Here is a 13501-nt window from a genome sequence, read left to right on the forward strand (position 1 = left end):
TCGTCGTCGCTCGTGAGGAGGACGGATCAGATGTCGAGGAAGCGGACATCCTTGGCGTTGCGCTGGATGAAGCTGCGGCGGGACTCGACGTCCTCGCCCATCAGCACGCTGAAGATCTCGTCGGCAGCCGCGGCGTCGTCGATCGTGATCTGGCGGAGCGTGCGCGTGGTGTGATCCATCGTGGTCTCCCACAGCTCCTTGGCGTTCATCTCGCCGAGACCCTTGTAGCGCTGGATCCGTCCACCCTGGTCCTTCGGCATCTTCTTGCCGTTCGCGAGCCCGTCATTGAGCAGGGCGTCGCGCTCCGCGTCCGAGTACACGTACTCGTGCGGCGAGTTCGTCCACTTCAGGCGGTACAGCGGCGGCATTGCGAGGAACACGAAGCCGGCCTCGATGAGCCCGCGCATGTAACGGAACAGCAGTGTCAGCAGCAGCGTGGTGATGTGCTGGCCGTCGACGTCGGCATCCGCCATGAGCACGATCTTGTGATAGCGCGCCTTCGCGAGATCGAAGTCCTCGCCGATGCCCGTGCCGAAGGCCTGGATCATCGCCTGGACCTCTTTGTTGGCGAGTGCCTTGTCCAGGCGGGCGCGCTCGACATTGAGGATCTTGCCGCGCAGCGCGAGGATCGCCTGGGTGTGCGGGTCGCGACCCTGCACGGCGGAGCCGCCGGCCGAGTCGCCCTCCACGAGGAAGATCTCGCTGATCGAGGGATCCTTGCTCGTGCAGTCCTTGAGCTTGTCGGGCATCGCGGCCGACTCGAAGACGCTCTTGCGCCGCGCGGTCTCGCGCGCCTTGCGGGCGGCCATCCGGGCGGTCGCGGCCTCGACGGCCTTCGTCACGACGTTCTTGGCCTGCTTCGGGTTGCGCTCGAACCAATCGCCGAGCTGGTCGCCGACCACCTTCTGGGTGAAGGCCTTCGCCTCGGTGTTGCCGAGCTTCGTCTTGGTCTGGCCCTCGAACTGCGGCTCGCCGAGCTTGATCGAGATGACCGCGGTGAGCCCCTCGCGCACATCGTCGCCGGTGAGGTTGTCGTCCTTCTCCTTGAGGATGTTGTTGGCGCGCGCATAGCGGTTGACGAGCGTCGTCAGCGCCGCGCGGAAGCCCTCCTCGTGGGTGCCGCCCTCATGCGTGTTGATCGTGTTGGCGTAGGTGAACACGTTCTCGGTGTATCCGGTGGTCCACTGCATCGCGACCTCGAGTGAGATCTTGCGGGCGGTGTCCTCCGACTCGAAGGCGATGATCTCGTCGTTGACGACGTCGGCCTTGCGCACGTGGTTGAGGTACTCGACGTAGTCCACGAGACCGCGCTCGTAGAAGAAGACGTCGGCGCGCTGGTGGGTGACGACGGTGCCGTCGACCTCCTCATCGACCGTCGCGCCCTCGCGCTCGTCGAGCAGCTCGATGCGCAGCCCCTTGTTCAGGAACGCCATCTGCTGGAAGCGGGTGCGCAGGGTGTCGTACTCGAATTCGACCGTCTCGGTGAAGATCTCCGCGTCCGGCCAGAAGGTGATGGCGGTTCCGGTCTCCTCGGTCGCCTCGCCCTTCTCGAGCTGCTGCTGCGGCGCGCCGCCCTCCGCGAAGCGGTGCCGCCAGACGAAGCCCTTCTGCTTGACCTCGACGTCGAACCGGGTCGACAGGGCGTTGACCACAGAGGATCCGACGCCGTGCAGACCGCCGGAGACGGCATAGGCGCCGCCGCCGAACTTGCCGCCGGCGTGCAGGATCGTCAGCACGACCTCGACGGTCGACTTGGTCGGGTCGGAGGAGTGCGGGTCGACCGGGATCCCACGGCCGTTGTCGACGACGCGGACCCCGCCATCGGCGAGCAGCGTGACGAGGATCTTGTCGGCGTAGCCGGCGAGCGCCTCGTCGACGGAGTTGTCGACGATCTCGTACACCAGGTGGTGCAGACCCCGGGGACCGGTCGAGCCGATGTACATGCCGGGGCGCTTGCGCACGGCCTCGAGGCCCTCGAGGATCTGGATCGAGTCGGCGCCGTACTCCACTTCTGCGGCAGGCTTCGCTGCCGAAGCGGGGACGCTCTGCGTCGTCGCGGATCCGGGTGCTTCTGCCCCCGTCTGGGTCGAGTCGTTCGCGGTCGATTCGTTCGCGTCAGAGGGGGTTTCAGGCGTCATCTGAGAGGAGGCTCCACATCGAAGATCTAGACGCCCAGTCTATCGGAAAGACCCCTTCCTGTCTCGTTGTACGCGCTTCTGCGCGCCTGAAGTCCCCCAGGACAGGATGGATCATGTCCTAACCGTAGGTATCGCGCGGACCGCGCCCTGGAGCGACTCTGGGGCCCCATTTCCACGAAGGGACGTCCGGCCCGACGAAGCGGATGTTCTGCACACCGGCCTCCGGATACCGACGCCCGATCTCCGTGATGATCACCGCGCGCATGTACTGCAGGTTCTTCGCCCACGCCGTCGAATCGCACTTGACCGTGAGCATGCCGCCGTCGAGCGACACCGGCTCGGAGTGCTTCGCCGTGTCGGGGCCGGCGAGCTCCGCCCACTGCAGCACCAGATCCTCGCGGCTCAGCGCCGCCTCCCAGCCCGCATCCTTGGTGAGCTTCGCGAGGATGTCGCCGAGGGTGCCGGGATCCCGGCCCGCGGTGAACGGCGCGTTCTCGTCATCGACGAGGCGCTTCTTGCGCTTCCAGTTCTTCGCGCTCGGCTTCAGCCCCCGCAGCCGCAGGTAGGTCGCGATTGTCTCGGGGACGTCGGGCTCGGAGCGCTCAGGGTCGATCATCGGTCACCTCCTGCCCGTCATCCTCCGCCGTTTCGGCCGCGTTCGTCGGCTCGGCCGGATCCGCTGCGGTCGTGGCCACCGTTTCGGGGCGCACTTCTTCGTTTCGGGGCGCGTCCTGCTGCGAATCCGTGGAATCCTGCGCCCCAAACGTCGATTCTGCGCCCCGAACCTCACGTTCGTCCGTGATCGTGCCGGCCGAGACCCGGACCACGTGACGGTCCAGCACCTCGGGGATGTCCTCCTCGACCGCGGCGGTCACGAGCACCTGCTCGTACCCGGCCGTGATCCCGGCCAGACGGCGGCGGCGCTCGGCGTCGAGTTCGGCGAACACGTCGTCGAGGATGAGGACCGGATCCCCCGCGGGGGACTCCGCGCGCAGGAGCTCGGCCGAGGCCAGGCGCAGCGCGAGCGCGATCGACCACGATTCGCCGTGCGAGGCGTAGCCCTTCACCGGCAGGTCCCGCACCCGCAGCACGAGGTCGTCGCGATGCGGCCCGACCAGGGTCAACCCGCGCTCGAGCTCGGCCGAGCGCTTGGCCGCGAGGGCGGTGCGGAAGAGGTCGGCCGTGGATCCGGCCGCGGCATCCTGTTCCGGTCCCTGAGTCGGTCGCAGGGCATCGCCCTCCTCCGGGTCTCCGCCGCGGATCGACTGGGCCCAGTGCAGGCGCGGATCATGGTCCTCCCCGGCGATCGCGGCGTAGGCGGCGGCGACACCGGGCTGCAGGTCGGCCGCGAGGCGGGACCGCGCGTCGATGATCTCGGATCCGAGTGCGATGAGCTTGTCGTCCCAGACGTCGAGCGTCGGCAGAGCCTCGGCCTTCATGCCGCGGGCGCGCGCGGACTTCAGCAGCGCGGTGCGCTGACGCAGCACCCGGTCGTAGTCGCCGAGCACGGCCGACATGCGCGGAGTGCGCTGGATCAGCAGCTGATCGGCGAAACGACGTCGGGCGGACGGATCCCCGCGCACGATCTGCAGGTCCTCCGGGGCGAAGAGCACGACGTGCGCATACCGAGGCAGGTCCGCGGTGCGTCCCGGCGCGCCATTGATGCGCGCCTTGTTCGACCCTTGACGGTTGATCTGCACCTCGATCAGGACTTTTCTCGGGCCGTGTGCGAGCCGCGCTCGGACGATCGCGGCCTCGTGGCCGTCGCGCACCATGGGCGCATCCGACGAGACCCGGTGCGAGCCGAGCGTGGCGAGGAAGACGATCGCCTCGGCGAGATTCGTCTTGCCCTGGCCGTTGCGGCCGACGAGCACGTTCGGTCCGCGGTGCAGCGTGAGTTCGGCGGTCGCGTAATTGCGGAAATCCACGAGGCTGAGATGCTCCACAATCACCCGAGCAACCTTACCTGCGGGCCCCGACACCCGATCCGTGCCGGAGGATCCGTCTCAGAGATCGCGAGCGACGTAGACCGTGCCGCCCTCGCGGCGGATCTCGGACATGCCTGCCCGCGCGAGCACGGCGAGGGAGGCGAGGTTCGCCTCGTCGGTGTCCGCGATCGCCCGGACCGCGCCGTGACCGGCCGCGATCCGCAAACCCTCGGCGACAGCGGCGGAGGCGAGGCCTCGTCCGCGGGCGGCGGGGACGAGTCCGTACCCGAACTCGACCGTTCCCGTCTCGTCCGGCGGGCCGAAGAATCCGAAGCCGCCGACCGCGACGCCGTCGTCATCGCGGATGGCGTACAGCGTGAAGACCGGGTCCACCGCTTCATGGGAGGCGAGGGAGCGCAGCGGCGCGAGTTCATCCGCGAAGGGATACTCCGGATGCCAGTCATCTCCCGACCGCTCATCGCGGATGACGATCGGCGCCGCGAGTGCGGGATCGATCGGGTCCAGCCTCATCTGCTCAGCGGAGCAGCAGGTTCGGCTGCAGCAGGTACTTGTACGAGTCGAGGCCCGCCTGGTCGACCGACGTCTGGCTCGTGATCAGCACGGGGCTGAGCTTGTTCGCATTGTCGGACGAGGTGAACGTGACGCGCACGAACTCGCTCTTGAGCGCACCGAGCGCCTCGAGCAGGTACTGCGGGTTCAGCCCGAGGGTGACCTCTTCGCCGTTGAGGTGCGCGTCGACCGACTCGGAAGCGCGGGCCTGCTCGCCGCCGGAGGCGTCCATCGTCACATCCGCGGTGTCGAACGTGAACCGCAGCGGCGCGGACCTGTCCAGCACGAGCGCGACACGGCGCACTGCTTCGGTGAGATCCGCGGTGCTGACGACCGCGTGGTGGTCGGTCTGCTCGGGAAAAAGTCGTCGGACCGGGGGGAAGTTCCCCTTGATGAGCAGCGACGTCACGGTCTTGTTACCCGCCGTGAACGCGATGATCTCGCGGTCACCGGCGCCGGAGAACGAGATCTGGATCGTGCCGGCGTGACCGAAGGTCTTGCCGACCTCCTGCAGCGTGCGTGCAGGGACGAGCGCGGTCTGCTCCGCGGCCTCGCCATCCCAGGGCACGTCGCGCAGCGACACCCGGTAGCGGTCGGTGGCCACGAGGCTCAGCGTGTTCTCGCTGACCTCGAGCTGGACCCCGGTGAGCACCGGGGTGACGTCGTCGCGCGAAGCGGCGAAGGCGACCTGCGCGATCGCGGTGCCGAAGTCCTCGGCAGGAACGACGCCGCTGGTGCCGGTGACCTCGGGGATCGAGGGATATTCCTCGACAGGCATGGCCGCGAGGGTGAACCGCGCGGATCCACAGCGGACGGCGATGCCCCCGTCCTCCTCGACGGAGATCTCGATCGGGGCGTTCGGCAGACGGCTGGCGATGTCCGACAGAAGGCGGCCGTGCACGAGGATCGTGCCCGGCTCGTCGACGGTGGCCTCGATCGTGGTGCGCGCGGAGGCCTCGTAGTCGAAGGCCGAGAGGGTGAGACCCTCGTCACCGGCCTCGATCAGGACTCCGGCAAGGATCGGCTGCGGGTTGCGCTGGGGCAGCAGCTTGACGACGAAGGACACAGCTTCGCTGAAGACATCGCGATTGACCTGGAACCTCACGGCGCTCCTCCGTCGACTGAGTGCGGAGGATGACATGTTTCTCCGCCCCTGGCACACACCAGGGGATCCCATGCTAATGCCACGCGGCGTCAGGTCCAGGTCGAAGTGCTTCGGATCCGGATCCATCCCCAACCGGGGACCGTGTGGTGATCGATGGCCCGAGATTCGAAAGGAGTTCTTAACAGTGTTAACGCCTGTGGATACTGTGGATAACTCTGGGGATGCTTTGCGGCTCTAGGGAACTACAAACATGTGAGTTGTGGAGACCCTGCGGAAACAGTGGGCTCTCGGGGGGTCCTGCGTCGATCGGATTCCCCGAGTTATCCACAGATCGAGGTCCCGGATGGGGATCCCACGCCGTCCTGATCCCGAGATATCCCCAAGTTATCCACATGTGGACTTCCGGGCGAGGCGGATGCCGGATTTCGCCGTCGGGTCGCCGAACGGTCCTCTCCGGCGTTCCTGAGGCCGGACAGAGGGGGCTGAGCGCGGCGGGGTGTCAGCGCCGGCTGAGTTGGGCGGTGATCTCGGTCACCTGATTGAAGATGGCGCGACGCTCTTTCATGAGCTCGCTGATCTTCTTGTACGCGTACATCACCGTGGTGTGGTCGCGATTGCCGAAGAGCTGGCCGATCTTCGGGAGCGAGAGGTTGGTCCGCTCGCGGCAGAGGTACATGGCGATCTGCCGTGCGGTCGCGATCTGCTGCGACCGGCTGGATCCGTACAGGTCGTCCTCGGAGAGCTTGAAGTAGTTCGCCGTCGTCGTGATGATGTCGGTCGGCGAGATGATGCTGTCCTCGTCCTGGTCGACGATGTCGCGCAGCGCGGTCTGCGCGGTGGCGATGTCCAGCGCGGAGCGGTTGAGGTTCGCGAACGCCGTGGCGCGGATGAGCGCGCCCTCGAGCTCGCGGATGTTGGACGAGACCTTGGTGGCGATGTACTCGAGCACGTCGTCCGGGACGTGCAGCTGCTCGCTCTGCGCCTTCTTGCGGAGGATCGCGATGCGCGTTTCGAGGTCGGGCGCCTGCACATCGGTGATGAGGCCCCACTCGAACCGGCTGCGCATCCGCTCCTCGAAGCCGGTGAGGTGCTTCGGCGGAAGGTCGCTCGTGATGACGACCTGCTTGTTGTGATCGTGCAACTGGTTGAAGGTGTGGAAGAACGCCTCCTGGGTCTCCGCACGGCCCTGCAGGAACTGGATGTCGTCGATCATCAGGATGTCGACCTCGCGGTAGCGCGCCTGGAAGGCGGATCCGCGGTTGTTCGCGATCGAGTTGATGAAGTCGTTCGTGAATTCCTCGCTCGACACGTACCGCACCTTGACCCCGGCGTACAGGGACTGCGCGTAGTCGCCGATCGCGTGCAGCAGGTGCGTCTTGCCGAGTCCCGGCCCGCCGTAGATGAACAGCGGGTTGTACGCCTTCGCGGGTGCTTCGGCGACGGCGACGGCTGCTGCATGCGCGAACCGGTTGGACTGGCCGATGACGAAGTTGTCGAAGACGTACTTGGGGTTCAGCCGCGATTCGTGGCGGGTCGGTGTCGGCTGCTGCTCGATGGGGGAGTCGACCCTGGTCTGCTCCTGCCGCCCCGGCACGAAGTCGGCGACCGGGATCGGAAGGGTCTGCTGTTCGACCATGTCGTGGTTGACCGTGACCCGGAAGGACGTGACCTCGTCGCCGATGCGGCTGAGCGCTTCCATGATCGGCAGGCGCAGGCGCTTGTTGATCTGCCCCGCGGTGAGATCGTTCGGCACTTCGAGGTAGAGGGTGGCCGTCATCACGCCGGCGGGCACGGCCAGGTTGAGGAAACCCTGCAGGGGTGCGGTGACGCGTTCGTCGCGGGCGAGCTCCGCAAGAAGTTCGTCCCAGATGGGGACCTCGGACTCTGCGGCTGCGGACATGGTTCCCCCGGGCGACTCGGCACAGCGGGCGGACCTGGACACGCTGCCTGTGGATAACTGCTCGTGCCACGGTAGTCAGCCTGGGCCGCAAGGGCAAGCTGTGACTGGGAAGGACAGACGGCGTGTCCCTGTTGAAGGATCCCTCCACAGATGTGGATAATGATCCTTTCGCCTGCTCGGTTTGCGATGTCGAGGTCTACGTCGTAGCCTTAATCGGTTGACTTATGCCATTTCGGCAGTCTTTGTCCACCGTCTCCGGCCGCATCGATCCCGGTGACAGCTTCCCTTCCCGGAGAAAACATGAGCAAGCGTACTTTCCAGCCCAACAACCGTCGTCGCGCCAAGAAGCACGGTTTCCGTGCCCGCATGCGCACCCGCGCCGGCCGCGCCATCCTCTCGGCCCGTCGCACGAAGGGCCGTGTCGAGCTCTCGGCGTAAACCGTGCTCGCCCGCCCGCATCGCCTCGTCCGCGGGTCCGACTACCGCACGGTGGTTCGGCGCGGGCGGCGATACGGCGGGCCGCGGTTGGTCGTCTCGGTGCTCGACACCGGTGAACAGCGCCCTGTGCGCTTCGGCTTCATCGTGAGCAAGCAAGTGGGGAACGCAGTGACCCGGAACACCGTCCGGCGACGCCTGAAGGACGCATGCGCCCGTCAGCTCCCGCTGCCCGACGGCCTCGACATCGTCATCCGCGCCCTGCCCTCTGCGGCAGAGGCGCCTTTCGTGGATCTGATGTCGGATCTCGGACGCGCCGTCGACCGAGGTGTGCGATGAGTGCGCTGCCGGCGTACTCGCGGGGCACAGCGCACCTGCACGCCGGTGATGCGCTGCGGGCGTTGCCGCTGGTGCCGCGCAACCTCGTGCTGGGATTCCTCACCGCCTACCGCGCGGTGGTGTCGCCGCTCTATGGCGATGTCTGTGCGTACTACCCATCTTGTTCCGCCTACGCTGTAGGTGCGGTGCAGCAGCACGGTGCGGTGAAGGGCGCAGGCCTCTCGGCGTGGCGGATCCTGCGCTGCAATCCCTGGAGCCACGGCGGCGTGGACGACGTGCCACCGCATTCCGATTTCCGACACGCCCTCACGCCACGAGGATTCGTCGTACCCTCCCGAAAGGACTGATCAGTGGGTTCCGACCTCCTGTTTGCCGCGTCAACGACGCCCGCTGCCTCCGGCGGCGGCTTCGATCTTCTCGGCATCGTCATGTGGCCCTTCAAGGCGCTGGTCGAGGCGATCCTCGTCGCCTGGCACTGGCTGTTCACTGCGATCGGCATGCCGGGCGCGGCTGGTCTCACCTGGGTGCTGTCCATCGTCGGCCTCGTTCTGGTGATCCGCGCGGCGGTCTTTCCGCTCTTCGTGCGGCAGATCAAGAGCCAGCGCAAGATGATGGAAATCGCCCCTGAACTGAAGAAAGTTCAGGAGAAGTACAAGGGCAAGCGCGATCAGCTGAGTCGCGAGGCGATGAGTCGCGAGACCATGGCCCTGTACAAGAGGCACGGCACGACACCGATGTCGAGCTGCCTTCCGCTGCTGGTGCAGATGCCCTTCCTGCTCGGCATGTTCTACACGCTGAGCGATGTGAAGAAGCACGCCCAGGCGGGTGAAGGCGGTGTCTGGCTGCTGACCAAGCAGCTCACCAAGCAGTTCTACGACGCCACTCTCTTTGGCGTCGCCCCGCTGCACACGAGCCTCACCGATGCGGTGCAGCAGAAGCCGGCCGGCTGGGAGACCACGGTCGCGATCCTCGTCGTGCTGGTCATCCTCATGATCGGATCCCAGTTCTTCACGCAGCTGCAGATCATCTCGAAGAACCTGTCGCCCGAGGCCAAGACCGGCCAGGCGTATCAGATGCAGAAGATCATGCTCTACATCCTGCCGCTGGGCTTCATCTTCTCCGGCCTGTTCTTCCCGCTCGGCGTGGTCATCTACTGGTTCATCAGCAACCTGTGGACGATGGGGCAGCAATTCCTCGTGCTCCGAGAGATGCCGACGCCCGGATCCGATGCTGCCAAGGCACGGGAGGAGCGTTTGGCTCGCAAGGGCAAGGCGATCAACTCCGAGGGCAAGGTCGTGCCCATGGTCGCGTACCAGGCCGAGCAGCAGAAGATGCTCGAGGACGCGGAGCGTCTGCGGGCACAGCAGCCCAAGCGGCAGCAGCCGAAGAGCGCCAAGCGCGCGAAGAGGGACCAGGACAAGACCCCGAACGGAGACAAGGCATGACCGAGCAGGATGTCGCCGAGCCGACCGTGTCGGATCTCGAGAACGAGGGCGATGTCGCCGCGGACTTCATCGAGGGCCTGCTAGACATCGCCGACATCGACGGCGATCTGACGCTGGACGTCAAGCAGGGTCGGGCGTACGTCTCGGTCGAGGCTGAGGGCGATGGTCTCCGTCTGCTGTCGGCTCCGGATACGGTGCAGGCGCTCCAGGAGCTCACCCGTCTCGCAGTGCAGAGCAGCACCGGATCCTTCTCCCGCGTGATCCTTGATGTGGCCGGATCCCGCGATGCCCGTCGTTCCCAGCTCGAGCGCCTGGTCGATTCGGCTGTGGCGAAGCTCGACGAGGGCGCATCGCAGGCGTCCCTGCCCTCGATGTCCAGCTACGAGCGCAAGCTGGTTCACGACATCGTGTCGGAGCGGGGTCTCATCTCCGAGTCCTACGGCGAGGGTCCGACCCGGCATACCGTCATCCGCCGGCACTGACGTTTCACGTGAAACATGTCTGAATCGGTGTCGTCCGAGCTCGAGCAGGAGCCGGCTGCTGCGTCGACGCTGTTCGGCGGCCGGATCGAGCTCGCCCGTGCCTTCACTACCGCCCTCGCCGAGCAGGGGGAGGAGCGCGGCTTGATCGGCCCGCTCGAGGTGCCACGACTGTGGACCCGGCATGTCCTCAACAGTGCGATCGCCGCCCCGCTGTTCCACGGCTCCGTTGCGGATGTGGGTTCCGGTGCAGGGTTGCCAGGCATCGTTCTCGCGATCGCACGACCCGATGTGCAGTTCACGCTCATCGAGCCGATGGAGCGCCGTGTCGCGTGGCTCGACGAACAGGTCGAGAATCTGGGGCTCTCGAACGCGACCGTTGTCCGCGGGCGCGCGGAAGAAGTGGGCCTGACCGGGACTTTTGACATGGTCACGGCGCGCGCCGTGAGTGCGCTGCGGACCCTTCTCCCGTGGACCGCGCCCCTCGCCCGCAACGGGGGAGAGCTCGCGCTGCTCAAGGGTATCAATGCTGAGAATGAGATCACTGCGGCTCAGAAGCAGATCCGGAAGTTCTTGCTGAGTGACGTCCGGGTCGAGGTGCTCGGTGAGGGCGTGCTCGCGGAGACCACACGGGTGCTGCGCGCGACTGTTCGGGGCTGAGTCTCATCACGTAGGAGGCAGTCCCCTCACGTTCGTTGCTGCGAAGCCTCGAAGAGTGGCACCCGGGCTGCGGGGTGTGATCTGTGTGTGGGGACCCTACCGCTGTGTTTCACGTGAAACATGACTCATTCCAGCGCATCGAAGGGCTTGGTGCCCGATCGGTGCAGCAAGTCCTGAGCGCCAGACGTCGGCACTCGGATGACTCATGGCCGCGGGGTAGCCTCTCTGGGCGACGTAGATGTCGACACGATCCGGGGCAGGGCCACACCCACGACGTTTCACGTGAAACATCGCCATCGTCCCGCCGCGCCGTATGGCAACCGTCCTCGGCGGGGGAGGGTGCAGGGGTGTTCGGGTGACGAATATCGAGAGGGGCCCGCGAAGCGGGAAGGAACCCGCCCATTCATCACCCGAACACCCCGGAGCCCGGGTGCTGAACGATTGGTTCGCGACCGTATCTCAACGACTCACGCCGAGATCGCAGCATGTTTCACGTGAAACATCACCCCGATTCGTCGATGCGAGCAGGGATTGTCGGCCGCGCAAGTTAGAGTGGAGATTCCGTCGTTTCCCCGTCGGAGATCGTCGAAAGGAGTGGATGTTTCACGTGAAACAGTCCTCAAGCACCTCGACTGCTGGATACGGTGTGGACACCCCCCTGGCGCGGGAACTCGCGGATCTGACCGCTCGCCGCAGGGCTTTGGAGTCGGTCACCGTCGGATTCGATGGTCCGACCCGCGTCTTCACGATTTCCAACCAGAAGGGCGGCGTCGGTAAGACGACGACTGCCGTGAACATCGCCGCAGCGATGGCGGATCTCGGTGCGAAGGTCCTCGTGATCGATCTGGATCCTCAGGGCAACGCATCGACCGCACTGGGGGTTCCGCACACCGCGGACCTGCGGAGCATCTACGACGTTCTGATCAGTGACGTGCCCCTTGCGGATGTGGTGCAGGAGAGCCCTGAGTCGCCGAATCTACTGTGCGCTCCGAGCACCATCCACCTCGCTGGTGCGGAGATCGAGCTCGTCTCCCAGGTGGCGAGAGAGCACCGCCTGCGCACGGCACTCAATGACTATCTGGCCGCGCATCCCGCAGATGTGGTCATCATCGACTGCCCGCCGTCGCTGGGTCTGCTCACGATCAACGCCTTCACGGCCGCCACCGAGGTCATGATCCCGATCCAGTGCGAGTATTACGCGCTGGAGGGCTTGAGCCAGCTTCTCGGCAACATCCGGATGATCCAGAAGCACCTGAATCCGGACCTCACGATGTCGACGATCCTTCTGACGATGTTCGATGGGCGCACCCGTCTCGCTCAGCAGGTTGCGGAGGAGGTGCGCGGTCACTTCCCGCAGGAGGTGCTGGACACCGTGATTCCGCGCTCGGTGCGCGTCTCGGAAGCCCCGAGTTTCGGTCAGACGGTGATCGCCTACGACGGACAGTCGGTGGGTGCGGTCGCCTACAGGGAAGCAGCAGTGGAGATCGCCCGTCGGGCGTCCGAAAACGAGAAGGGGCACTGATGGCCAAACGCACAGGACTCGGCCGGGGGATCGGCGCACTCATCCCCACATCGGATGCCACAGAGCGTCCTGTCGACGTGTTCTTCCCAGGTGCCCGCGCAGAGGTGGCGGTTGAAGACGCCCCCGCGGCGGAGGTTTCGGAGCCGGAGGAAGACCTCATCGCCGTGCCCGGTGCTCGTCTGATCCGCGTGGATCCGCACGACATCGTCCCGAACCCGCGTCAGCCGCGTACCCACTTCAATGAAGGCGACCTCGCCGAACTCGTGCACAGCGTGCGCGAGTTCGGCGTGCTGCAGCCCGTCGTCGTGCGTCAGAACGAGGACGGCAAGTACGAGCTGATCATGGGGGAGCGGCGCACTCGTGCGGCGCGGGAGGCCGGACTGGAGTCCATCCCCGCGATCCTGCGCGAGACGGCGGACGAGGATCTGCTGCGCGATGCGCTGCTGGAGAACCTGCACCGGTCGCAGCTGAACCCCCTCGAGGAGGCCTCCGCCTACCAGCAGCTGCTCGAGGACTTCGGCATCACCCAGGAGGCGCTCGCCCACCGCATCGGCCGCTCGCGCCCGCAGGTCAGCAACACGATCCGCCTGCTGCGCCTGCCGGTTCCCGTGCAGCAGCGTGTGGCGGCCGGCGTGCTGTCCGCCGGACACGCCAGGGCGATCCTCTCCCTCGATGACGCCGACCTCATGCAGCGGCTGGCGGACAAGGTTGTGAACGAGGACCTGTCCGTTCGGGCCACCGAGGAGGCCGCGAAGACGATCGCTGCGGCGGGCGTCGTGGCGAAGTCGGTCAAGCCGCAGGCCGGTGCACGCCGGGCCTATCTGGATGATGTCGCGGGGAAGCTGGGCGACCGGTTGAACACACGCGTCCAGATCGCTCTTGGTGCAAGGAAAGGCCAGGTCAAGATCGAGTTCGCATCGATCCAGGACCTGAATCGCATCCTGTCCGAGATCGGTGAGGAAGGCTTCGGCTCCTAAGCG

The 13501-nt window shown here is 66.2% G+C and carries 14 protein-coding genes; 8 read left to right on the forward strand and 6 right to left on the reverse strand.

The genetic code is table 11. The annotated features are described in order from the left end of the window. Nucleotides 1–26: 26 nt before the first annotated feature. The 6 genes from gyrB to dnaA form a co-directional block, all read right to left on the reverse strand. On the reverse strand, nucleotides 27–2138 hold the full coding sequence (gene gyrB, locus CQ044_RS14105; protein ID WP_105689040.1) for a DNA topoisomerase (ATP-hydrolyzing) subunit B: 2112 nt from the start codon (nucleotides 2136–2138) through the stop codon (nucleotides 27–29). Nucleotides 2139–2256: 118 nt separating this feature from the next. Continuing rightward, entirely contained in the window at nucleotides 2257–2754 is a 498-nt protein-coding gene (locus CQ044_RS14110; protein WP_105689041.1) for a DUF721 domain-containing protein, read from the reverse strand. After that, complete coding sequence (gene recF / locus CQ044_RS14115) at nucleotides 2741–4090, reverse strand: DNA replication/repair protein RecF (RefSeq protein ID WP_105689042.1); 1350 nt, start codon at nucleotides 4088–4090, stop codon at nucleotides 2741–2743. The genes CQ044_RS14110 and recF overlap by 14 nt, the downstream gene beginning before the upstream one ends. Nucleotides 4091–4144: 54 nt before the next feature. Beyond that, complete coding sequence (locus tag CQ044_RS14120; protein WP_105689043.1) at nucleotides 4145–4597, reverse strand: GNAT family N-acetyltransferase; 453 nt, start codon at nucleotides 4595–4597, stop codon at nucleotides 4145–4147. Nucleotides 4598–4601: 4 nt separating this feature from the next. Further along, nucleotides 4602–5741, reverse strand: coding sequence for a DNA polymerase III subunit beta (gene dnaN / locus CQ044_RS14125; RefSeq protein WP_105689044.1), 1140 nt, complete (start codon nucleotides 5739–5741; stop codon nucleotides 4602–4604). 499 nt (nucleotides 5742–6240) lie between these two features. Continuing rightward, nucleotides 6241–7641 (reverse strand): chromosomal replication initiator protein DnaA, encoded by a 1401-nt coding sequence (gene dnaA, locus CQ044_RS14130; protein WP_105689045.1) that lies wholly within the window; start codon nucleotides 7639–7641, stop codon nucleotides 6241–6243. 300 nt (nucleotides 7642–7941) lie between these two features. Between dnaA and rpmH the strand changes: the two genes are divergently transcribed. The 8 genes from rpmH (at nucleotide 7942) to CQ044_RS14170 (ending at nucleotide 13498) form a co-directional block, all read left to right on the forward strand. Next, nucleotides 7942–8079, forward strand: a complete 138-nt coding sequence (gene rpmH, locus CQ044_RS14135) for a 50S ribosomal protein L34 (protein ID WP_105689046.1) — start codon at nucleotides 7942–7944, stop codon at nucleotides 8077–8079. A 3-nt stretch (nucleotides 8080–8082) separates the two neighbouring features. Continuing rightward, nucleotides 8083–8415 carry a ribonuclease P protein component gene (rnpA, locus tag CQ044_RS14140; protein ID WP_105689047.1) on the forward strand — a complete coding sequence of 111 codons (333 nt, stop codon included), beginning with the start codon at nucleotides 8083–8085 and terminating at the stop codon, nucleotides 8413–8415. After that, nucleotides 8412–8762 (forward strand): membrane protein insertion efficiency factor YidD, encoded by a 351-nt coding sequence (gene yidD, locus CQ044_RS14145; RefSeq protein ID WP_105689048.1) that lies wholly within the window; start codon nucleotides 8412–8414, stop codon nucleotides 8760–8762. Before rnpA ends, yidD begins: the two co-directional genes overlap by 4 nt. A 3-nt stretch (nucleotides 8763–8765) precedes the next feature. Further along, nucleotides 8766–9860 carry a membrane protein insertase YidC gene (gene yidC, locus CQ044_RS14150; protein WP_105689049.1) on the forward strand — a complete coding sequence of 365 codons (1095 nt, stop codon included), beginning with the start codon at nucleotides 8766–8768 and terminating at the stop codon, nucleotides 9858–9860. After that, nucleotides 9857–10342, forward strand: coding sequence for a R3H domain-containing nucleic acid-binding protein (locus tag CQ044_RS14155; RefSeq protein ID WP_045271329.1), 486 nt, complete (start codon nucleotides 9857–9859; stop codon nucleotides 10340–10342). The genes yidC and CQ044_RS14155 overlap by 4 nt, the downstream gene beginning before the upstream one ends. A gap of 15 nt (nucleotides 10343–10357) precedes the next feature. Further along, nucleotides 10358–10999 carry a 16S rRNA (guanine(527)-N(7))-methyltransferase RsmG gene (rsmG, locus tag CQ044_RS14160; protein ID WP_105689050.1) on the forward strand — a complete coding sequence of 214 codons (642 nt, stop codon included), beginning with the start codon at nucleotides 10358–10360 and terminating at the stop codon, nucleotides 10997–10999. A gap of 598 nt (nucleotides 11000–11597) precedes the next feature. Continuing rightward, entirely contained in the window at nucleotides 11598–12521 is a 924-nt protein-coding gene (locus CQ044_RS14165; protein WP_105689051.1) for a ParA family protein, read from the forward strand. Further along, a complete protein-coding gene (locus tag CQ044_RS14170; RefSeq protein ID WP_105689052.1) occupies nucleotides 12521–13498 on the forward strand; it encodes a ParB/RepB/Spo0J family partition protein in 978 nt (325 codons plus the stop codon). Before CQ044_RS14165 ends, CQ044_RS14170 begins: the two co-directional genes overlap by 1 nt. Nucleotides 13499–13501 lie beyond the last annotated feature (3 nt).

This window comes from Microbacterium sp. MYb64, from assembly GCF_002979495.1.
GTDB classification, from domain to species: Bacteria; Actinomycetota; Actinomycetes; order Actinomycetales; family Microbacteriaceae; genus Microbacterium; species Microbacterium azadirachtae_A.